The organism is Microlunatus parietis, from assembly GCF_013407955.1.
In the GTDB taxonomy this organism is placed as follows: domain Bacteria; phylum Actinomycetota; class Actinomycetes; order Propionibacteriales; family Propionibacteriaceae; genus Microlunatus; species Microlunatus parietis.
Window position 1 is genome coordinate 6,756,432 of the sequence record NZ_JACCBU010000001.1, and the last position, 21,244, is coordinate 6,777,675.

The 21,244-nt window shown below is 70.5% G+C and carries 13 protein-coding genes; 4 read left to right on the forward strand and 9 right to left on the reverse strand.

The genetic code is table 11. The features are described 5' to 3' along the window. Nucleotides 1-6 precede the first annotated feature (6 nt). From BKA15_RS32515 to BKA15_RS32525, 3 genes are all read left to right on the forward strand, one after another. Entirely contained in the window at nucleotides 7-3,306 is a 3,300-nt protein-coding gene (locus BKA15_RS32515; RefSeq protein ID WP_179757779.1) for an ATP-dependent helicase, read from the forward strand. Continuing rightward, a complete protein-coding gene (locus BKA15_RS32520; protein WP_312879603.1) occupies nucleotides 3,303-6,659 on the forward strand; it encodes an ATP-dependent DNA helicase in 3,357 nt (1,118 codons plus the stop codon). The genes BKA15_RS32515 and BKA15_RS32520 overlap by 4 nt, the downstream gene beginning before the upstream one ends. Nucleotides 6,660-7,059: 400 nt before the next feature. Continuing rightward, nucleotides 7,060-7,923 carry a class I SAM-dependent methyltransferase gene (locus BKA15_RS32525; RefSeq protein WP_179757780.1) on the forward strand — a complete coding sequence of 288 codons (864 nt, stop codon included), beginning with the start codon at nucleotides 7,060-7,062 and terminating at the stop codon, nucleotides 7,921-7,923. 1,522 nt (nucleotides 7,924-9,445) lie between these two features. On the opposite strand, the gene BKA15_RS32530 is transcribed toward BKA15_RS32525, so the two are convergent. The 9 genes from BKA15_RS32530 to BKA15_RS32570 all read right to left on the reverse strand — a co-directional run bounded on the left by BKA15_RS32530 (nucleotide 9,446) and on the right by BKA15_RS32570 (nucleotide 19,517). After that, complete coding sequence (locus BKA15_RS32530; RefSeq protein ID WP_179757781.1) at nucleotides 9,446-9,919, reverse strand: hypothetical protein; 474 nt, start codon at nucleotides 9,917-9,919, stop codon at nucleotides 9,446-9,448. Nucleotides 9,920-9,934: 15 nt separating this feature from the next. Then, nucleotides 9,935-11,146, reverse strand: a complete 1,212-nt coding sequence (locus BKA15_RS32535) for a hypothetical protein (protein WP_179757782.1) — start codon at nucleotides 11,144-11,146, stop codon at nucleotides 9,935-9,937. After that, complete coding sequence (locus tag BKA15_RS32540) at nucleotides 11,146-11,409, reverse strand: hypothetical protein (RefSeq protein ID WP_179757783.1); 264 nt, start codon at nucleotides 11,407-11,409, stop codon at nucleotides 11,146-11,148. Before BKA15_RS32540 ends, BKA15_RS32535 begins: the two co-directional genes overlap by 1 nt. Nucleotides 11,410-11,422: 13 nt before the next feature. Further along, the gene (locus tag BKA15_RS32545) at nucleotides 11,423-11,683 is read right to left on the reverse strand and encodes a hypothetical protein (RefSeq protein ID WP_179757784.1); all 261 of its coding nucleotides are present in this window, start codon (nucleotides 11,681-11,683) and stop codon (nucleotides 11,423-11,425) included. A 2-nt stretch (nucleotides 11,684-11,685) separates the two neighbouring features. Then, on the reverse strand, nucleotides 11,686-12,444 hold the full coding sequence (locus BKA15_RS32550) for a hypothetical protein (RefSeq protein WP_179757785.1): 759 nt from the start codon (nucleotides 12,442-12,444) through the stop codon (nucleotides 11,686-11,688). Beyond that, a complete protein-coding gene (locus tag BKA15_RS32555; protein ID WP_246322473.1) occupies nucleotides 12,441-15,200 on the reverse strand; it encodes an FtsK/SpoIIIE domain-containing protein in 2,760 nt (919 codons plus the stop codon). Before BKA15_RS32555 ends, BKA15_RS32550 begins: the two co-directional genes overlap by 4 nt. Before the next feature lie 260 nt (nucleotides 15,201-15,460). Continuing rightward, nucleotides 15,461-17,866, reverse strand: coding sequence for an ATP-binding cassette domain-containing protein (locus BKA15_RS32560; protein ID WP_179757786.1), 2,406 nt, complete (start codon nucleotides 17,864-17,866; stop codon nucleotides 15,461-15,463). A gap of 56 nt (nucleotides 17,867-17,922) precedes the next feature. After that, on the reverse strand, nucleotides 17,923-18,279 hold the full coding sequence (locus BKA15_RS32565) for a VOC family protein (protein WP_179757787.1): 357 nt from the start codon (nucleotides 18,277-18,279) through the stop codon (nucleotides 17,923-17,925). Nucleotides 18,280-18,383: 104 nt separating this feature from the next. Then, nucleotides 18,384-19,517: an aminotransferase class V-fold PLP-dependent enzyme gene (locus BKA15_RS32570; RefSeq protein ID WP_179757788.1), complete on the reverse strand. Its 1,134-nt coding sequence runs from the start codon at nucleotides 19,515-19,517 to the stop codon at nucleotides 18,384-18,386. Between the two features lie 109 nt (nucleotides 19,518-19,626). On the opposite strand from BKA15_RS32570, the gene BKA15_RS32575 reads away from it, so the two are divergent. Further along, nucleotides 19,627-20,709 (forward strand): hypothetical protein, encoded by a 1,083-nt coding sequence (locus BKA15_RS32575; protein ID WP_179757789.1) that lies wholly within the window; start codon nucleotides 19,627-19,629, stop codon nucleotides 20,707-20,709. Nucleotides 20,710-21,244 lie beyond the last annotated feature (535 nt).

The following is a 21,244-nucleotide window of genomic DNA, read 5'->3' on the forward strand; positions in this document are numbered from 1 at the left end:
GACACCATGTATCAGCTGATCCGCACTCCGCGGCCGGCGGCACCGATGCCGGAGCTGGATCCGACCCAGCAACGGGTCGTCGATCATCCGGGCGGGCCGCTGCTGGTGCTGGCCGGACCGGGCACCGGGAAGACGACGACCCTGGTCGAGTCCGTGGTGGACCGGATCGAGCGGCGCGGGATGCGTCCGGAGTCGATCTTGGTGCTGACGTTCTCGCGCCGCGCCGCCGCTGAGTTGCGGACCCGGATCGCGGCCCGGCTCGGCCGGTCGGTCGCGACGCCGCTGGCGATGACCTTCCACTCCTTCTGCTACGCGCTGATCCGGCGGTTCTCCGCCGTCGACCGGTCCGGCCAGACGATCCGGCTGCTCACCGCGCCGGAGCAGGAGTTCCGGGTCCGGGAGATCCTCGAGGGCAGTCCGGAGACCGGCCGGGCGGACTGGCCGGCGAGCCTGGCGGCGGCGTTCCCGACCCGCGGCTTCGCGGCCGAGGTGCGGTCGGTGCTGGCCAAGGCCCGGCAGCTGGGGATGGATCCGGAGGACGTGATCGACGCGGGCGAGGCGGCCGGCCGGCCGGAGTGGGTGAGCGTCGGCCAGTTCTTCGACGAATATCTTGACGTGCTCGACTCGGAACGGGTGATGGACTACGCCGAGCTGGTGCACCGGTGCCGGATCCTGCTCGCCGACCCGGTGATCCGCGACACCGTACGGTCCGAGCTGCGGGCCGTCTTCGTCGACGAGTACCAGGACACCGACCCGTCCCAGGTCCGGCTGCTGCAGGCCATCGCCGGCGACGGCCGGGACGTCGTCGCGGTGGGCGACCCGGACCAGTCGATCTACGCGTTCCGGGGCGCCGAGGCGCGCGGCATCCTCGACTTCGGCGACGCGTTCCCGACCGCGTCGGGCGAGCGGGCGCCGGTGATCGCGCTCGGCCGGACCCGGCGGTTCGGCAAGGCGCTGCTGTCGGTCAGCCGCAACCTGGCCGACCGGATGGGACTGCCGCGGCCGCTCCCGCCCGAGGTGTACGCCAGCTATCGGAACCCCGAGCCGACGGCGGGCCTGCCGCCCGGCCGGATCGACGTGTTCACCTGCGCCAGCACCGGCGCGGAGGCCGAACACATCGCCGACATCCTGCGCAGCGCCCACCTGCGGGACGGGGTCCGCTGGTCCGAGATGGCGGTGCTGGTCCGGTCCGGCCGGCGCAGCATCCCCACGCTCAGCCGCGCGCTCAGCGCGGCCGGCATCCCGATCGAGGTGGCCGGCGACGAGATCCCGCTGTCCGCCGAGCTCGCGGTACGGCCGCTGCTGCTGGCCCTGCAGGTCGCCGCGACCGGCCGCCGGATCGACCAGGAACAGGCCCAGACCCTGCTCACCTCGCCGCTCGGCGGCCTGGACAGCCTCGGCCTGCGCCGGCTCGGCCGGGCGCTGCGGTCCGCCGAACGGGCCGAGCTGGCCGGCGCCGGCCTGCCCCGGCTGTCGCCGGAGTTGATCGCCCGGGCGGTCACCGAGCCCGACCTGCTGGCCGAACTGCCGGCCGCCCCGGAACGCGACCGGGCCGCCGGCCTGGCCGCGCTGCTGATCGACTGCGAGAAGTTGATCATGGACGGCGGCTCGGCCGAGGAGGCGCTCTGGCTGCTCTGGACCGGCACCGGCTGGCCGGACAAGCTGCGCCGCGAGGCGTCCGGCGGTGGTGAGCCGGCCCGCCGCGCCGACCGGGACCTGGACGCGATCTGTGCCCTGTTCGACGTGGCCGGCCGGTCCGAGGACGTGGTCGGGCTGCGCGGCGTGACCGGGTTCCTGGCCGAGGTCGAGGGCCAGCAGATCCCGGCCGACACCCTGCGCGAAGCGGACCTCCGCGGCGAGGCCGTACGGGTGCTGACAGCGCACCGGTCCAAGGGACTGGAGTGGCCGCTCGTCGTGGTCGCCGGCGTGCAGGAAGGCGTCTGGCCCGACGTCCGGCGCCGCGGCTCGCTGCTCGAACCCGACCGGCTGTCCCGGCACGGGTTGGCCGACGACGTGCCGACCGCGATCCGGATCGCCGAGGAGCGGCGGCTGTTCTACGTCGCCTGCACCCGGGCCCGGAACCGGCTGGTGATCACCGCGGTCGCCGGCACCGAGGGGGAGGGCGACCAGCCGTCGCGGTTCCTGTCCGAACTCGGCGTGACCGTACGGGATCTGCCCGGCCGGCCGCGCCGGCCGCTGACCCTGCCGGCCCTGGTCGGCGAGCTCCGCGCCGCCAGCGTCAACGCCGACCTGCCGCCGGTGCTCCGCGAGCAGGCCGCGCTCCGGCTGGCCCGACTGGCGGACGCCCGCGACGACGACGGCCGGCCCTTGGTGCCGGCCGCCGACCCGCAGCGCTGGTGGGGCATGCTCCCGCTCAGCGACACCGACGAGACGCCCCCTGAGCCTGTCGAAGGGCCAGGCCCGGACGACCCCGGCCCGTCGAAAGTTCCGCCGGTCGTCGCGCCGGACGCGCCGATCCAGCTGTCCGGCAGCCAGCTCGCCTCGGCGCTGGCCTGCCCGCGGCAGTGGTTCCTGTCCCGGCGCGCGCAGGCCGAGCAGGCCCGCGGCTCGGCCGCCGGTTTCGGCTCGGTGATCCACGTCCTGGCCGAGCACGGCGCCCGGGAGGGCATCGACCCGGACCGCCTGTCGGACCACCTGGAAACCGTGTGGGACCAGCTCGACTTCGACGCCAAGTGGCTGTCCGCGACCGAACGTGTCGAGGCCGAATCGGCGCTGGAACGGTTCGCCGCCTGGCAGCAGTACCGGACCGGGCAGCAGCTGCTCGGCACCGAGGTCGAGTTCGCGACCGAAGTTGATCTTGGTCCGGACCGGGTCCGGCTGACCGGCGTCGCCGACCGGGTGGAGCGGGATCCCGACGGTCGGATCCGGATCATCGACTTCAAGACCGGCCGGTCCCAGCCGGCCGCGGTCGACGTAGCCCTGCAAGATCAACTCGGGGCCTACCAGCTGGCCGTGGCGCAGGGCGCGTTCGCCGAGGTGGCCGGCCCGAACGCCCGCCCGGCCGGTGCGGAATTGGTCTATCTGCGGCTGGCGGACGGCGCCGAGTTGCCCAAGGTGTTCCAGCAGGCCTCCCTCGACGACGTACCGTTCCCGGTCGCCGACCCGGAACCCGAGGACGATCCGGAACTGGCCGGCCAACCGACCTGGGTGCACCGGCGGCTGCTCCGGGCGGCCCGCACGATCCGTACCGAGACCTTCCACGCGACGGTCAACGGGTCCTGCCGGTACTGCCCGTTCGCCGGCAGCTGCCCGGCCCAGTCCGGCGGCCAGCGGGTGATCCCGTGACGGTTCACGCGCTCCGCCCGGTGGCGTCGGCGCGCCGGTTCGAGGGCACCGACGACCTGATCGAGGCGCTCGGCATCCGGTTCTCCGACCAGCAACTGGCCGCGATCACCGCGCCACTCGAGCCGAGCGTGATCATCGCCGGCGCCGGGTCCGGGAAGACGACGGTGATGGCGGCGCGGGTGGTCTGGCTGGTCGGCATCGGCGCCGTCCGCCCGGAGGAGGTGCTCGGGCTGACCTTCACCCGCAAGGCCGCCGCCGAGCTGTCCGACCGGGTCCGGACGGCGCTGGTCCGGGCCGGCGTGGTGAGTGATCGCGGGATCGACGAGTCGGGCGAGCAGTTGATCATGACCTACGACGCGTTCGCGGCCCGGCTGGTGTCCGAACACGGCCTGCGGATCGGCGTCGACTCCGATCCGACCATGATCAGCGGCGCGACCCGGTACCGGCTGGCGTCGCGGGTGGTGCGGGCGGCCGCGGGTCCGTTCGAGTACATCTCCCGGCTGCGGCCGGGCACCGTGACCGACCGGGTGCTCCGGCTGGATGCGGACCTGCAGCAGCACCTGGTCGACGCGGGGCAGCTGGACCGGCACGCCCGGGACGTGCTGACCGGGTTCGCGTCCGCTCCGCTGAACAACCGCGGCAATGTGTACGCGGACGTGAAGCGGGCCATGATCGCCACCGAGGAACGGCTCGAACTGGCCAGCCTGGTCCGCGACTACCAGGAACTGAAGCGCCACCTCGGCGTGGTCGAGTTCGCCGACCAGATGGCGATCGCGGCCCGGCTCGCGGCCGAGGTGCCGCAGGTGTCGGCGTCCTTGCGGTCCGCCTTCAAGGTGGTGCTGCTGGACGAGTACCAGGACACGTCGGCGGCGCAGGCGATCATGCTCCGCGGCCTGTTCTCGGGGCGTACGCCGAGCGAAGGGCTCGGTCACCCGATCACCGCGGTCGGTGACCCGTTCCAGGCGATCTACGGCTGGCGCGGCGCCGCGGCGAGCAACATCCTGCAGTTCGCCGGCGAGTTCCGTACCGTCAAGGGCCAGCGCAGTCCCCGCTACGCACTGACTGTGAACCGGCGCAGCGGCCACACGATCCTCGACGTGGCCAACGTGCTCAGCCGCCCGCTGCGGGCCGAGACCCTGCCCGGAGCGGAGGACGCGGCGCAGGGGATGGGCCTGCTGCAGGCACCGGAGAGCGCGGGGCCGGGCACGGTGCGGGCGGCGACGTTCGAGTCCTGGCCGGAGGAGGTCCGCTGGATCGCCGACCAGGTGATCATGATCAGGTCCGAGCAGCAGGTGCAGGCCTGGGCCGACATCGCGATCCTGACCCGCCGCAATGCCGACATCGGGCCGATCTACGCCGAGCTGACCAGCCGGGACATCCCGGTCGAGATCGTCGGCCTCGGCGGCCTGCTGAACCTGCCCGAGATCGCCGACGTGATCGCCACCCTGCGGGCGGTCGACGATGTGACGGCCAACCCGGACCTGATCCGGCTGCTCACCGGGCCGCGGTGGAACGTGGGGCCTCGTGATCTTGCTCTGCTCGGCCGGCGGGCCAGGGCGCTGGCCCGCGACCATGATCATTCCGGTGCCGACGACGGGGACGACCTGGTGGCGTCGCTCGAGCTCGCCGTCGCCGACGTGGATCCGACCGACGTGGTCAGCCTGCTGGATGCCCTGGAGGGCCCGTACGACGAGCCGGGATCCCGGCCGGACGGTGCCGAGCCGCGGTTCGGGTCGGACGGCAACCCCGGCTACTCGGCGGCGGCGCTGACCCGGTTCCGCCAGTTGTCCGGCGAGCTGGCGTACCTGCGCCGGCATGCCGAGGAGCCGGTGCTCGACCTGGTCCGCCGGGTGATCAACATCCTCGGCCTGGACGTCGAACTGACCGCGACGCCGGAGTTCGCCCGGTCCGCCCGCCGTGATCAACTCGGGGCGTTCCTCGACGCGGTGGCGGACTACGTGGACGTCGACGGCGAGGCCTCGCTGTCCGGTCTGCTGGCGTACCTGCAGGCCGAGATCGATCAAGGAAACGGGCTCGACCAGGCGGTGCCGACCGACCGCGAGGCGGTCAAGCTGCTCACCGTGCACAAGGCGAAGGGGCTCGAATGGGAGGTCGTTTTCCTTCCTGCGTTGGTGAAGGGGACGTTCCCGAGCGACCGGGTGACCGACAACTGGGTGACCAACCCGGCCGTGCTGCCGGCCGACCTGCGCGGCGACGCCGACGCGATCCCGCAGCTCGCCGACACGACGAACTCGGCGATGGGGAACTACAAGCGGCAGCTCACCGAGCAGCAGTTGCTGTCCGAGGACCGGCTGGCCTACGTGGCGGCGACCCGGGCCAAGCAGCTGCTGATCGGGTCCGGCCACTGGTGGCGAGCCGAGTTGATCAAGCCACGGGTGATCTCGACCTATCTGCAGACGATCATGGCGGAGGCGGCCCGGCAGGGCGAGCTGGTGGCCGAGGCGCCGCCGCCCGGCGAGGCGAATCCGCTGGTTGTCGCCGCGGCTCCGCAGCCGTGGCCGAAGCCGTACGATCCGGATGCGCTGCGCCGCCGCCGGACGGCCGCTGCGGCTGTGGCCGAGGGCCGGGAGCGGAAGGCACAAAGCGGGACTTACGACGGGTCGACCGAGCCGCTGCTCCTTGATCACGAAGAGATCGTCGCGGCCTGGGACGACGACATCGAACGGCTGCTGGCCGAGCAGCGGGCGGCCCGGACCCCGGACCGTTCGGTGCGGCTGCCGGAGACCCTGTCGGCGTCGGCCGTGCTGCGGCTGAACGCCGACCCCTCCGGGTTCGCCGCCGACCTGGCCCGACCGATGCCACGCCCGCCGTCACGGGCGGCCCGGTTCGGCACCCGCTTCCACCAGTGGGTCGAACAGCACTTCTCCGGCACCCTGCGCACCGGCGGCGTCGGCCAGCTGCCGCTGATCGACCCGGACGACCTGCCCGACCGCGCTGACAGCGGCGCCGCGGACGACGACGAGCTGCGCGAGCTGTGCCAGCGGTTCGCCGGCGGCCGGTTCGGCGCCGTGATCCCGTACGCGCTGGAGGCGCCGTTCACCCTGCTGCTCGGCGGCCGGCTGATCCGCGGCCGGATCGACGCCGTATATCGCCTCGACGACGAGACCGGCCCGCGGTTCCAGGTCCTGGACTGGAAGACCAGCCGGATCGGTGACGCCGACCCGCTGCAGCTGGCGATCTGCCGGGTCGCGTGGGCCGAACTCACCAGCCTTCCCCTCGATCGGGTGGACGCGGCCTTCTATTACGTACGCGACGACCGCCTGCAACACCCCGCCGACCTCCCCGGCCGCCCGGAACTGGAACGCCTCCTCGCCGGAGACGCCAGGGGCTGACTCGATGCTTCCGCGGATCGCTGGTCAGCTCACGCCGTTCCCGGTCCGGGCGCCGCGTCGAACCGGGGACCGGCGTGCCCGGCCAGCAGGCACCAGCGGCCGGCTGGCCGGTCTCGTCCATGACGAGGTCGACCACCGTTCCGGTCACCACGGCGCAGTCACCGACGACGCGGACCACCGGCCACTCGATCGATTGCGCGGCCCAACTGACTGTTGTGGTGTTGCGCCGTACGTAGTCGTCCCGGTCCAGCACGAGCTCGGCCTAGGAGGTCCAGCGACACTCTTCGTGCATCAGCTCCCGCAACTGGTCGGGATCACGGCCGCGAGCGCCTCCGCCCGAAGCCGAACGACCGCGAGAACCTCCTCTGCCTCGGTCACAGCACCAACCTAGACTTCGACGATGACCACCGCGGACGCCGAACCCACCCGCCCACGGCCGGAGTTCCCGTTGCGTCCGGAGTTCGCTCCCGATCTCTTCGCCGGTGCGGGGGAGGACTACGCGCGCTATCGCGACGGCTACCCCGACGCGATGCTGGACGAGATCGTCGGCGTGGCCGGCGCGACGGGCGACGGGGTCCTGCTGGACCTGGCCTGCGGTACCGGCCAGGTGGCGATCCCGATGGCACGGCGGTTCCGTACGGTGTGGGCCGTCGACCAGGAGCCGGACATGATCAAGGTCGGCGCGGCGGAAGCGGCCCGGGCCGGGGTCGAGATCCGCTGGACCTGCAGCAGCGCGGAACGACTCTCGATCACCGACGGTGATCTGGAGTTGATCACCGTCGCCAACGCCTTCCACCGCCTCGACCGGCGAGCCGTCGCCCGGTCGGCACGGGGCTGGCTGCGGCCCGGCGGAGCGCTGGTGATCATGGGCTCCGGACGGATCCCGGGCGAGCCCCTGCCCGACTGGGAATCCGTGGTCCGGACGGCGATCCGGGACTGGCACCAGTCGAATCCGCCGGCCACTCCGACCTCCGACCAGAGCCCGCCCGATCAGCGAAAGGTTTCCCACGAGGACCTGCTGGTCGAGGAGGGCTACCGCGTCAGCCACCGCTCCTTCGTCGTGGCCCGGGAACGCACGCTGGACGAAGTGATCGGCCACGTCTATTCGCGTTCGAACTCGACCCGCCGCGCCCTCGGCCCGAACGCCGCCGACTTCGAAGCCGACCTGCGCCAACGCCTCCTGGCCCGGCACCCGGACGGCCGCTACCCCGAAGACCTCGGCTACTTCTACTCCGTCGCACACCCGATCACCGGAGCAGCGTAACCGCAGTTCGCCGAACCGCGACCCGTCCACGAGCGACCCCGGCTCGCCACCGGCCCGCATTCGCGATCGTCCGCGCATTCGCGCCCGTCGCCGCATCAGCGACCGCCTCGTGCATTCGCGACCGCTTCGTGCATTCGCGATCGTCCGGGCGTCCGCGACCGCCCGACCCATCTGGGACCGCTTCGTGTTTTCGCGATCGTCCGGGCGTCCGCGACCGCCCTACCCATCTGGGACCCCGGGTGTCCGCGACCGCCGCCGCATCCGCGACCGCCTCGTGTTTTCGCGATCGTCCGTGCATCCGCGACCGCCTCACCCACTGGGACCGTCCGGGCGTCCGCGACCGCCTCACCCATCTGGGACCGTCCGGGCGTCCGCGACCGCCTCACCCATCTGGGACCGTCCGGGCGTCCGCGACCACCTCACGTCCGCGAACCTCCCCGCATCCGCGACCCCCACCACATCCGCGGCCACGTCACGCACCCGCGACCACGCACTCATCCGCGACCGCCCCACGCATGCGCGACGGTTGCAACAGTCGCGGATGCGTGGAGCGGTCGCGGATGCGTTCGGAGTTGGGCGTCGACGTCGTCGGCGAGAGGGTCGAGCGGCCGGCGACGAGGTCGGCCGGGGTGCCCTCGAAGACGATTGAGTCGCCCGGTTGCCGGCGGCCGACGGCCTGGCTCGCCGCCTGCGCCGACCGCGATCCCGTGGCCGCCGTGGCTCCGGCGGACTGGCTGGTCCGGGTTCGGACGGGCGGTTTCGGACCGGCTCCGGGATCGGGCCGAGCGGGCGTCGGGTCGCGGGCCGCCTGGCCCGGCGTGCGGCTGCGCCGACCCGGACCGGGGTCGATTTCGCCGAGGGAACGAACTGCGGCTGCTGCTCACGTCGGCCGGTCTCCCGGAGCCCGCCCGTAATCGGAGGATCGGCGTCGACGTGCCGATCGACCGGGATGGACCTCGCCTCGAAGAGTTGATGATCATCGTCGAGTAGGACGGAGACCAGCACCGGACCGACCCGATGCAATGGAGTCGCGACATTGCACGACACGAGGCCGCCCGATACCGGATCGTCCGGGTCACCCACGGCCGGATGCCGGACCTTCCCGAGACCGCCGAAACGGTCCACGCGATCCTTGACCGAACGCGGATACCGCGGACCCACCCACCTTCACCCGCGAATGGCGGGCCCGGTTCGAACACCGACTGTGTCGATTCCTAACGCCGAACGAGCCTATTGCAGAATGCGGGCCGCGGGCGTCATCCTCTGAGATTTCGGCTGTCGCAGTTCCACCCTGAAATTCACCGCAGGTGGTCGCCTCGACGGCTCGACCAGCCGCGCGGGCAGTCCGCCCGACCGGCCCATCACTGAGTGGACGCGTTGACCCCGATTTCGAACGATTCCGCCGGTCAACGCGTCCGCTCGATGAAGTCACGGACCAGCAACCGAGTGTCCCGAATCCGGAACAGGTTGAAATCCCGATTCGGCGTCGTTGACGTCAGAGTCGACGTGCGCGTGCCGACGTTCAGGATTGCGGTACGGGTTCGTCGGGGAAGTGGCGTTCCCAGAGGGCGCGGGCGGCTGGGCGGAAATCCGGTAGGTCGAAGTCGATGTAGTGGATCAGCATTTCCGGCAGTTCATCCAGGTCCTGGAGAATGGTCCGGCGCAGGGTTTCGCGGAACTCGTCGTCGCCACCAGGCACGGGCTCCCCGGGGTAGAGGTCGCGCCACAGGCGGCGCAGGTAGAGCATCCCAGATCCGTCGTCAAAGGCTGTTATGGAGCCAATATTCTCTTCGATCCCGTCGTTGAAACCCTCCATCGCATCCCGTAGCTGTCGTTTGAAGACATTCGATAGGGGATCACCAGACTGAACGAAACCTTGCAACTCCTCGAAGTCGTTGATCTCCGGGTTGAGATAGTTCTCCAAGATGCGGTAGAGCCAGCCGTACTCGATCTCATCGGGGTTTCCGTTGACCCATGGTCGGTCTCTGAACCTCACAGTCTCACTCCTCCTTCATAGGTCGACATAAAGCGTGCGGATTTCGGCCTTGCCCTTGGCGCCTACACCAAGCGCGATCACGACATCCGCTCCGGAGAAGTCCGGGATTCGCGACGTGGTTGGTTCCGGTTGAGTCGAATCTCCGGCTGGGCGCCCAGACTTGATCCACCGAACCCGGCGTGCTCGTGCAAGCTTGAGGTCACCGTTGTCGGATTCGAGTTGAACACCGGCGCAGAATCGATGACCGTTGGCGCCGAGCAGATCCAGCACGGGGAGAACCACCCAAGGACGAGTACCACGTACTACACCGGAATCCAGGATCGCGCGCACGTCCGGATGTTTGGTTGCGTGAATATACGCAGTCAGGAACGCGATCGGGTCGGTGATCGCGGTGGCCCTGGTCTGACAGACGTGCGACAGGCGCCCGGCCTTGAAGGCGTCGACACCCGCACGTCGTTTGGCCGGATCGGTCTGGGCTGGATCCTCGAGCGCGGCGACTCGGAGACTCAGCCGGTCACCGCTCGCGGCGAAACCCTCGTGGCGGGACAGGGCGTGGCCGCCGCCCTGGTCGATCGCGACCAGGGCTCGGAGGACATCTGGATGGTCGAGGTCGGGGTGCGGGTTCGCGGTGAAGTCGAGCCAGGGACGGTCGGCGCGGTGCGCGTCCAGATACTTCGTCGCGTCCTCGTGGGTCACCTGCGGCAGGTTGGCGTCTTTGGCCGGGTCGAAGCTGGTGACCAGGTCCTCGGCGGTGAGATAGCCGCCGCTCGGGGCCGAGAAGCCGCCGGGGCGGGTGACGACCCGACTCAGCCGGAACTGCGGCGCCGGCGGGCCGGGCTGCACCGCCGGACCTGCGGGACCCGCGGTTCCGGATGGGCCTTCGGTCGAGCCGGATCCGCCGGGACTCCAGTGCGCCGGGGGAGCGCCGGTCTGCGGGATGCCGGTGGCTTGCGTCTCCGCGATCCACCAGGTGCCGACCCGGTGCACCTCGGCGAGTCCCGGGTGGCCCGAGCTGTGGTCGCCGATCGCTTGGTGCAGCGCGACGGCGGCCTGTTCCAGGGCGGCGAGGATCGGGCCGAGGCCGGGTTCGCCGGACCGGGCCGACAGCACGTCGATCTTGTGCTCGCACCAGCGGGCGACGGCTGCCCAGTCCTGGGTCAGCGCGGGTGTTCGGGCCAGCAGGCCGGACAGGTCGTCGATGATCGACTGCAGGTCGGACGACGCCATCAGGAACCGCCCCGGGCGCGGGCGGCGAGTTCCGCGTCCGCCCTCGCCGCCGCCTCGGCCAATGCGGCCACGGCCTCGTTGAGCCGGCCCGACGTCCCATCGATCAGGCCGGCCATCGCGATGTCGGAGCGCCGGACGGTGCCGCCGAGGACCTGGGCGACCCGGTCGCCGAGTCCGGTCAGGTCCGGCGTCGAGGCGGCCACCCGGCCGGCCATCCCACGGGCTTCGGCGGCCAGAGCCGTCAGCTCCGGTTCGAGGTCCACGGGCTGCGGCGGGTCAGATCTGGTCGGCGTAACCCGTGGCGCCGGAGGCCGCGGCGTCCAGGGCCTGGGCAGCCGCCTCGATCGCCTTGTTCGCACCGTCCAGGAGCTCGACCAGTTGCCGGTCGGCGCCGGTGGACGTGCCGGAGATCAAGGACTCGATCCGGGCCGAGTGCTGGCTGAAGTTCTGCTTGAAGTCGCCGAGCCCGCCGGCGGTCTGCCTGGCCGACGACGCCACCTCGTACAGCGCCTGCTTCAGTTGTTCGAGATCGGACAAGTTCAGACCTCACTTTCGTTCCAGGGTTCGGTTCCGCCGGGATTCGTACGGTTCTGCGCGGCCAGACGGCGCCTCAGGACCCAGTCTCGCGGCATCTTGATCACCGCGACGATCCCGGCCACGATCAGGAAGAGGATCAGCAGGGTCGACAGGAACGATCCGCCGATCAGGAACGACAGCACAAACGCCGCGATGACCGCGAGCCCGGTGATCGCCTGACCGAGCTCCAGCCCGGCCTTGCGCGCGGCCAACATGGCCAGCAGGATCGGCGCCGCGCCGACGATGCCGTTGAACCAGCTGCCCGACGACAGCACGGCCCAGAGCAGCTGACTTCCCGGCAGCACGATCCAGCTGGCGATCACGATCGCGAGGCGCAGCTTCCGGGTCCGGTCCTCCCGCTCGCGGATCACCTCCTCGGCCGTCACGGCGATCTCGTCGGCGATCCGGCGGATCGCGGTCTCGGCTTCCGCGGTCGTGGTGATCACGGGCGGTTCGAGCACCATCCGCTCGCCCTCGACGGGCAGCTGGGCCCGGGCGAGGAGGTCGGCGGCGAACTGCTCGAGCTCGTCGGCGTTCTGCCGCAGCTGCTCACGCCGGCGGCCGGCGCTCGCCGCGGCCGTCTCCGCGCCGTCCAGCTCGAGCCGGTGACCGGTCGCGTCGCGGTGCTGTCGGTCCCGCTCCCGCTCTCCGGCCCGGATGATCCGGGTCAGGCTCTCGGCATACAGGCGCCCGTGCGTTTCGGCATCGTACGGTTCGTTCATGACGCCGCCCATCGTCGCACCAAGTGGTCCGCGTCGGCGGAGGTCAGCGGCGCGAACGGCACCACCTGGATCGGTTCCGGGTTGATCCCGTCCCAGACCAGCGCCCGGTACGGCTCCGAACCCCACCGGGCCCGCGGACCGCAGACGCTGCGGACGCCGTCCTGAGGATGGCGCAGGAACACCGCGGCACTCACGTCGGCCCTGGTGTAGCTGAGCTGTGAGGTCGCGACCGGCAGCCGGTTCCACCAGCCGAACGTGATCAGGCCGCTCGCCGGGCCTTCCCGGACGATCTCCTGCAGCGCGTCCTTCGGGCTGACGAACGCACCGGGAAGCTGGACCGCCATCCGGGGCACGGCGTGCAGTCCGTACGCGAGCAGGTGGCTGGGCTGGTTGACCCGGCCCTCCCGGAGCCTGGTCCGCAGCTCGAAGATCGCATCGATGATCTTGGCCGGACCCTGGACCACCTCGACCCCGCAGCCGAGCCCGGTCAGGACGTTGATCAAGGCCTGCCGATGTTGATCAAGCTCCGGATCGCCGGCGACCGCGTCCATGATCACGAACTCCGGCCGGCGGCCGGCTTCGGCGAGCGCCGAGGAGACGGCCAGCCCGCTCAGCACGCCCCAGGCGTCGGCCGGTCCGTCGCCGAGCACCACCACGCCGGCGCCCGGCTCCGGTCGTACGTCGATCGTCACCGGCTGCTCGGTCACCGCGATCGGCATCCCGGCCCAGGCGGCGACCCCGGCACCGGCGGCAGGCTGCGGCGCCGCGGCCAGGTCGAGCAGCCGGGCCGGCTCGCCGACGTGGAAGATGCGCGGCGGCCGTACCGCCGGGCCGGCCTTGGCGAACAACTGCCGCCGCAGCTCGGCGAGCTTGGGCTTGTCGGCGAACGTGACCAGGATCTGCCGGTTGTCGTCCGGATCGCCGAAGTTCTGGTTCAGCACCGCCTGGCCGCGGAACCGGAGCAGCCCGGCGGCGCGGTTCCCCTCGCGCAGGATCGCCTGTGAGTCGGCGGAGGTCGTCTTCAGGGCGATCCGGATCGGCACCTGGCCGAAGATCGAGCCCCGCCGGGTGGCCAGCCGGCTCATCCCGTCCAGCGTCTGTGTCGCGAGTACCAGATGCACGCCGTAGGCACGGCCCAGCCGGGCCAGCCGCTCCAGCAGCCGGGCGGCCTCCTCGGCGATGTCGTCGTCGTCCTCCAACATCACCTGGAACTCGTCCAGCACCAGCAGGATCCGCGGTGGCCGGTCCGGCTCCGGCGGGTAGTCGGAGAGATCGGTCACGCCGCGTTGCTTGAACTGATCACTGCGCCGGGTCATCTCCTCGGTCACGTGCCGCAGCACGGCGAGCCCGAACGTCCGGTCGCTGTGCACGCCGAGCACCCGGGCGTGCGGCAGCCAGAACTCCCGGTCCCGACCGGGTCCGAGCGCCGAGAACTCCAGCCCGTGCTTGAAATCGAGCAGCTGCATCTCGAGGTCGGACGGCGCGTAGCGAGCCGCCAGCCCGTGGATGAGCACCAGCAGCAGGTTGGACTTGCCCTGCCCGACCGCGCCACCGATCAGCACGTGCGGCAGGGCCGGGTTGCCCGTGCGCAGCCGCAGCTCCACCTGGTCCCGGTCGTCCAGACCGACCACAGTCCGCAGCTCGTCGTCCACCGGTTGCCACCACGGCGTCGGCCCGGGCAGCGTGTTCTCGAACGGTGCGACCGGCAGCTCGGCCCTGGTCGCGAGCCCGATGATCGACTCGGCGATTCCGGCGGTCGTCGCGGCGTCCAGGTCGGCGTCGATCCGTACCGGCACGTCCGGCAGCCAGTTCAGTGAGATCGCGTCGCCGCGGATCTCGACCGGGGACAACAGGTCGATCAGTTCGTACGGATCGACGCCGCGCTCCGGCGTGACCGTGGTGTCGCAGCCGACCAGGAACGTGATCCCGCGGCCGGCGCCGGTGCGGGCCAGCCGCAAGAGGTCCTGCTGCATCGCCTCGTCGATCCCGGCCGGATAGTCCAAGATCAACAGCACCCGGTACGGATCGAGGTTCCAGCCCTGCGCCGCCATCATCGCGCCGAACGTGGCGAAGCCGGTCTCGGCGAGCCGGGCGGCCCGGGCGGCGGAGACGTCGATCAGCCCGTCCACCGCGGTGCGCAGGTCGGCCGGGGCTCGGACCGGTCGCGGCAGCAGGTCCGGATGTTCGCTGCTGACCGACCGCAACACGCCCATCGCTCCGGTCAACTGCGGATCGTAGGTGTCGATCCGAACCAGCCACGGCTGGGCCGCCGCGAGCAGCCGGACCGCGACCGAGCTGAGCAGCCGGTGGGCCGAGCCCGCCTGGTCGGCGATCACCGACCAGCCGCTGGTGCCGAGCAACGGGGCGATCACCGGCAGCGCCCGCTCGCCCGGCAGCGCGAAGTGGCCGACCCGCACCCATTCGGCGGTACGGCCTCCGACGGACTCCGGGCTGCGCCAGGCCGGTGCTTCCGGGGCCAGCGAGGCCAGGCCGGGCGCCAGCTGGCGTACCGCCTCGTCGATGGTCGGCGCAGCCGTCCGGGCCGCATCGATCATGGCCTGCCGGATCAGCGCGTCGCCGGCCGAGGCCGACTCGATCGAGTGGCGGGCCGCAGCCTCCCGGTCCAGCGCTGAGCGGTGCTCGTCGTCGGCGACCTGGCGGGCCTGCTGAGCCACCTGGCCGGCGAGCACACCGAGTCCGCGCAGTCGGGCCTGGAGGGTGCTGCCCGCAAACCACTCCATCGGTCCAAAGCGCATCGAGTGACCCTTCCGTGCCCGCGTCCCCAGGTCCCTCGGCCGGGGTGCCGTACGAACGCCTGAGCATACCGGCCGGGAATGACAGCAGGTCGGAGTCGGCCGCGGTAGGCGTCCGCGACCACGCACCCGTCCGCGACCGCCCCACGCATCCGCGACCACGCACCCGTCCGCGACGGCCCCACGCATCCGCGACCGTTGCACGCATCTGCGACCGTTGCAACAGCCGCGGATGCGTGGAGCGGTCGCGGATGCGTTCGGAACTAGGCGCCGACGTAGTCGGCGAGGTGCTCGCCGGTCAGGGTGGACCGGCCGGCGACCAGGTCGGCCGGGGTGCCCTCGAAGACGATCGTGCCGCCCTGGTTGCCGGCGCCGGGGCCGAGGTCGATGATCCAGTCGGCGTGCGCCATGACGGCCTGGTGGTGTTCGATGACGATCACCGACTTGCCGGCGTCGACGAGGCGGTCCAGCAGCCCGAGCAGTTGCTCGACGTCGGCCAGGTGCAGGCCGGTGGTCGGCTCGTCCAGGACATAGACACCGCCCTTCTCACCCATCTGCGTGGCCAGCTTGAGCCGCTGCCGTTCGCCGCCGGACAGGGTGGTCAGCGGCTGGCCGAGGGTGAGGTAGCCGAGGCCGACGTCGGCGAGGCGGTCCAGGATCTTCTGCGCGGCGGGCGTCGCGCCGGGTCCGGTCGCGAAGAACTCGGCCGCGTCGGTGACGGACAGGGCGAGCACCTCGCTGATGTCCTTGCCGCCGAGCTTGTACTCCAGCACTTCGGCCTGATACCGCTTGCCGTCGCACTCCTCGCAGACGGTCGAGACACCGGCCATGATCGCCAGGTCGGTGTAGATCACGCCGGCGCCGTTGCAGGTGGGACAGGCGCCCTCGGAGTTCGCGCTGAACAGGGCCGGCTTGACGCCGTTCTCCTTGGCGAACGCCTTCCGGATCGGTTCCAGCAGCCCGCTGTACGTGGCCGGGTTACTCCGCCGGGAGCCGCGGATCGCGCTCTGGTCGATCGTCACCACACCGTCCCGGCCGGACACGGAGCCGTTGATCAAGGAACTCTTGCCCGAGCCGGCGACGCCGGTGATCACGCACAGCACTCCGAGCGGGATGTCGACGTCGACATCGCGCAGGTTGTTGGCGTTCGCTCCGCGTACCTCGAGGACCTCCTTGGCCGACCGGACCGATCCCTTGACCGATGCCCGGTCGTCCAGATGCCGGCCGGTCAGGGTGTCACTCTTGCGCAGATCGTCGACCGTACCCTCGAAGACGATCTCGCCGCCCGCCGAGCCGGCGCCCGGACCAAGATCGACAACATGGTCGGCGATCGCGATCGCCTCCGGCTTGTGCTCGACGACGAGGACCGTGTTTCCCTTGTCCCGAAGGCGGATCAGCAGGTTGTTCATCCGCTGGATGTCGTGCGGATGCATGCCGATGGTCGGCTCGTCGAAGACGTACGTGACGTCGGTCAGCGACGAGCCGAGATGCCTGATCATCTTCGTCCGCTGCGCCTCGCCGCCGGACAGCGTGCCGGAGGAGCGGTTCAGCGAGAGGTAGCCGAGGCCGATCTCGACGAACGAGTCCAGGGTCTCCTGCAGCTTCGTCAGCAGCGGCGCGACCGACGGTTCCTTCAACCCGCGCACCCAGTCCGCGAGCTCGCTGATCTCCATCGCGCAGGCGGCCGCGATGCTGATCTTCTTGATCTTGGACGACCGGGCCAGTTCGCTCAGCCGGGAGCCGTCGCAGTCGGGGCAGGTCTGGAACGTGATCGCCCGGTCCACGAACTCACGGATGTGCGGCTGCATGCCCTCCCGCTCCTTGGACAGCATGGACTGCTGGATCCGCGGGATCAGGCCCATGAACCAGACGTTGACCCCGTTCACCTTGATCCGCGTCTGCTCCTTGTAGAGCAGGGTTTCCAGCTCCTTCTTGGTGTACTTGCGGATCGGCTTGTCCGCGTCGAGGAAGCCGGAGTTCTTGTAGATGGTGCCGTACCAGCTGTCCCCGGTGTGGTTCGGCACCAGCAGCGCGCCCTCGTTCAGCGACAAGGTGTCGTCGTAGAGCTGGCTGAGATCGAAGTCGGACACCCGGCCGACGCCCTCGCAGCGCGGGCACATGCCGCCGATGATCTTGAAATCGCGGCGCTCCTTGACGGTGCGGCCGCCTTTCTCGAAGTTCACCGCGCCGGCCCCGCTGATCGAAGCCACGTTGAAGGAGTACGCCTTCGGGGACCCGATGTGCGGCTTGCCGAGCCGGCTGAACAGGATCCGCAGCATTGCATCGGCGTCGGTGGCGGTGCCGACCGTCGAGCGCGGGTTGGCGCCCATCCGTTCCTGATCGACGATGATCGCCGTGGTCAGCCCGTCCAGTACGTCCACCTCGGGCCGGGCCAGCGTCGGCATGAACCCCTGCACGAACGTGCTGTAGGTCTCGTTGATCATCCGCTGCGACTCGGCCGCGATCGTGTTGAAGACCAGGGAACTCTTGCCGGACCCGGAGACTCCGGTGAACGCGGTCAGCCGGCGCTTCGGGATCTCCAGGTCGACGTCCTTGAGGTTGTTCTCCCGGGCGCCGTGGACGCGGATCAGATCATGGCTGTCCGCCGGGTGCCGGTCCGGAGTCTCCTTGCGGGCGGTCTGCTTCCGGGTCCTGGTGGCCGTGCTCATCGGGTCTCCATCGTGGTAGCTGGGGGACGGTGGGTTTGGTCCTGGTGCCGATCCAATCATTCGTCCTCGAGGAGGCCGAGCACGTTGCCGTCGGGGTCGGTGAACGTGGCGACCCGGCGGCCCGGGCCGACCTTGTGCGGCTCCTCCTGGACGGTGCCGCCGGCGGCGACGACCTCGGCCAGCTTGCCGTCGAGGTCCGCGACGTGCCAGTAGGCGACCGGCCCGGCCAGGCTCTGCGGACCGCCGGCCGGCACCAGGCCGATGTGCTGCCCGGCCACGTCGAAGCCGACGTAGTAGGGCGAGTCGGCCTGCGGCTCGATGCCGAGCAGGGTCGCGTACACCTTCTTGGCGGCGGCCAGGTCGGTGACGGGATGCAGGACGGTCTTGATGCCTTCGATCGACGAGTCGGTCATCGGATGCTCCTTGTGTGGTTGGCGTGTACGACGCGTTCACGCTAACCGCGGCGCGGAGCCGGCCACTTCTCGATTCCTGATCGATCAGGACCGCCCTGGAGGGATCAGCCGGCGATGATCTTGGTCGCCGCCGCGGCCAGCCGGTCGTAGTCGTCCACGGTGTTGTACGACGCCGCGGCCAGGCGGACCTGGCCCCGCCCGTGCCGGAACGAGACCGCGGCCTCGATCGCGTACTCCTCGGCGAGCCGGTCGCCCAGCCGGCGGGCCTGCTCGGCGTCGGCGATCGCGTCGGGCAACCGGACCAGCCGCATCGTCGGCGCCGGGTGCACGGCGAGCCCGTCCAGCGACGTGCCGAACGCCTCCGCGAGCAGCCGCTGGCCGGCCCCGACCAGGTCGGCCTGGCGCTGCACCTGGTCCCAGCCGCCGAGTCGTTCCCAGAAGTCGAGGCCGTCGCCGAGGGCGAGCCAGCCGGCGTAGTCCCAGGTGCCGGGGTGGTCGAAGGCCGCCGCGTAACCCTCGTTGAGCTGCCAGTTCATCGTGCTCGGGAAGGTACGGTCACGCAGGTCGGACCGGGTCCACAGGGCGGCGGTGCCACGTGGCGTGTAGGCCCACTTGTGCAGGTTGCCGATCCAGTGCGCGACGCCGAGGCCGGCGATGTCGGTTCGCAGGGTGCCCGGGACGTGCGCCGCGTCGGCCAGCACCGGGGCGTCGACCGCTGCGGCGATTGCGGCCACCGGCAGCACCGTGGCGGTGGGTGCGGTGATCTGGTCGACCACCAGCAGGCGGGTCCGCGGGCCGACCTGCGCGGTGTAGGCGGCGATGATCTCGTCGTCGCTCGCACCAAGATCGAATTCGGCGATCTTGATCACCGCGCCGCGGCGGTCGGCCCAGTTCTGGGCGGCGATCCGTACCGCTCCGTAGCCGTGATTGCAGAGGACCAGCTCGTCACCCGCGGCGAGTTCGAGCGAGGCGAGGACCGAGGAGACGCCCTCGGAAACGTTGCGGACCAGGCCGATCGAGTCGGCGTCGACGCCGAGGAAGGCGGCGGCCCGCTGCCGGGAGTTCTTGATCAACGGCGGGAGCTCGCGACCGTTGAAGCGGTGCGGGTTGCGCTCGGCGCGATCGCGCCAGGCCTCGGCGGCGCGGCGGACGACGATCGGGGCGCAGCCGAAGGCGCCGTGGTTGAGATGGAGGACGTCCGGATCGAGGCCGAACTCGGCGAGAAGGTCGCGGTTCACGGATGGCCATCGTACGGTGAACAACGCCGGAATCCTGTCTCGCCGCCCGCCGTACCCATTGAAACCGATTGCAACATGTGATTGTTTTCCTCATATGAGAAGCCGCTTGTTGGTTCTTGTCGCGGGACTGGTGATCATGTTCGGGGCGATTCCGGCCGCGACGTCGTCGGCCGCCGAGGTGTCGTACGCGGGAATCCGGATCGTCCGGGCCAGCCCGGGCACGCCGAGCGTTCCCGAGGTCACCCTGCCGGAGGGCTATGCGTTCGTGGCGGGGGAGAAGTTCCACGTCGCGAGCCGGGCCGAGTACTACACGTTCATCCAGGGGCCGCGCAGCGAAGCGGGCATCACGGTGACCGTGCGGTGGCCGGGAATCAGGATCGCCGACATCGTCTGGCGGGACAACCACCTGAGTTTCGACCGGCCCGACCGGGACACCGTGACGTTCACGGTGCCGGTGACCGCCGCGACGACGAACGCCGAGCAGCCGACCATCCAGGTCTGGAGCTCCATCCCGACCGTGCCGGGCGTCCAGTGGCGGATCGAGCACAACGATCCCGACCGCGTCGCCGGCCCGTGGACCACGGTGGCCTGGCCGGCCGGGCAGGTCACCTCGGTGATCAGCTACCTGGTCGCCTCCGAGGCCGTACTGAAGGACTCCGGGCTCGCCGCCACGGCAGCGACGAAGGGCCACACCTGGTATCTGATGGGCTTCGAGACGAACAACACCCTGCACCCGGACAACCCGCCGCACTGGCACCTTTCCTACTACGCCGGCCCGAACACGAGCGCGCGCGCCTACCTGCCGCACTTCTGGTTCGACAAGCTGGGCAAGAACTACTACAACGGCATGGACGTCAGCGGCCAGGGCCGGCTCAGGTACTACGTGGGCGACCCGGCCCCGATGTACGACTTCGCCGGCAACCTCGTCGCCACCACCGTCATCCGGGAGGACGGCGGCCTGGACATCATCAATCCCGAGGGCCGCACCTACGCGATCAAGCCCGGCCGCGACGCGACCTTCCTGAACGAGATCAACGTGACCCGGGACGACAAGCCCTGGCTGACCATCCGGACCTCCGACGACGTCAAGCGAGGCCTGATGATCTTCACCATCACCGACCGCCAGCGGCCGGGGCAGAGCCGGAGCACCGTCTACGAGTACGACCGCCTGACCGGAGTGCTGAAGCCCTGACCGACGTGAGGGTCGGCTAGGTCGCGGTGGCCGACATCGTCTCCAGGGCTCGCTCAGGGATTCCCGGCTAGGGCGCACATCCCGGACCGCGGTTCTCGTCACGCAGTCATTCATTTCCATCCTTCGCGTCGATCGAGTGGCGAGAAATCGACGTGCGGAGCCCTCGTTCGAGTCGATAACTCGCCACTGGATCCAGGCGAAAGTCACGGCCGGGTCGCGAGCCCCTGACTGCATTCGCCGAATGGACGCTTATGGCAGATTTCAGCGCCGAGAGTTGCCATTTGCGTCCAGACGATGACAAAAGCCATTCACAGAAAGTTCCTCTACTTGATTCGGTCAAAACGGCGTCGGTGATCGTGCCTTCCCAGGCGACGAGGGACTGCTTGACGACCGTTTCGGCCCGCGGATGGCCGGCGCCGGTGATGATCCGGAACTCCTCGGAGTCGCGCGTGACCTCATTGTCGGGGTGGAATGTGACATCAGAGCCGATGCCCCGAACCCTCGAGCCTTGTTGCCGCCGACGGGTCGGTCCGGA

Bases quoted from the DNA above. Each gene is read 5' to 3' on its own strand.
- BKA15_RS32515 (WP_179757779.1), top strand. From the start codon at position 7: ATGTATCAGCTGATCCGCACTCCGCGGCCGGCGGCACCGATGCCGGAG.
- BKA15_RS32525 (WP_179757780.1), top strand. From the start codon at position 7,060: ATGACCACCGCGGACGCCGAACCCACCCGCCCACGGCCGGAGTTCCCG.
- BKA15_RS32535 (WP_179757782.1), bottom strand. From the start codon at position 11,146: ATGGCGTCGTCCGACCTGCAGTCGATCATCGACGACCTGTCCGGCCTG.
- BKA15_RS32550 (WP_179757785.1), bottom strand. From the start codon at position 12,444: ATGAACGAACCGTACGATGCCGAAACGCACGGGCGCCTGTATGCCGAG.
- BKA15_RS32555 (WP_246322473.1), bottom strand. From the start codon at position 15,200: ATGCGCTTTGGACCGATGGAGTGGTTTGCGGGCAGCACCCTCCAGGCC.
- BKA15_RS32560 (WP_179757786.1), bottom strand. From the start codon at position 17,866: ATGAGCACGGCCACCAGGACCCGGAAGCAGACCGCCCGCAAGGAGACT.
- BKA15_RS32565 (WP_179757787.1), bottom strand. From the start codon at position 18,279: ATGACCGACTCGTCGATCGAAGGCATCAAGACCGTCCTGCATCCCGTC.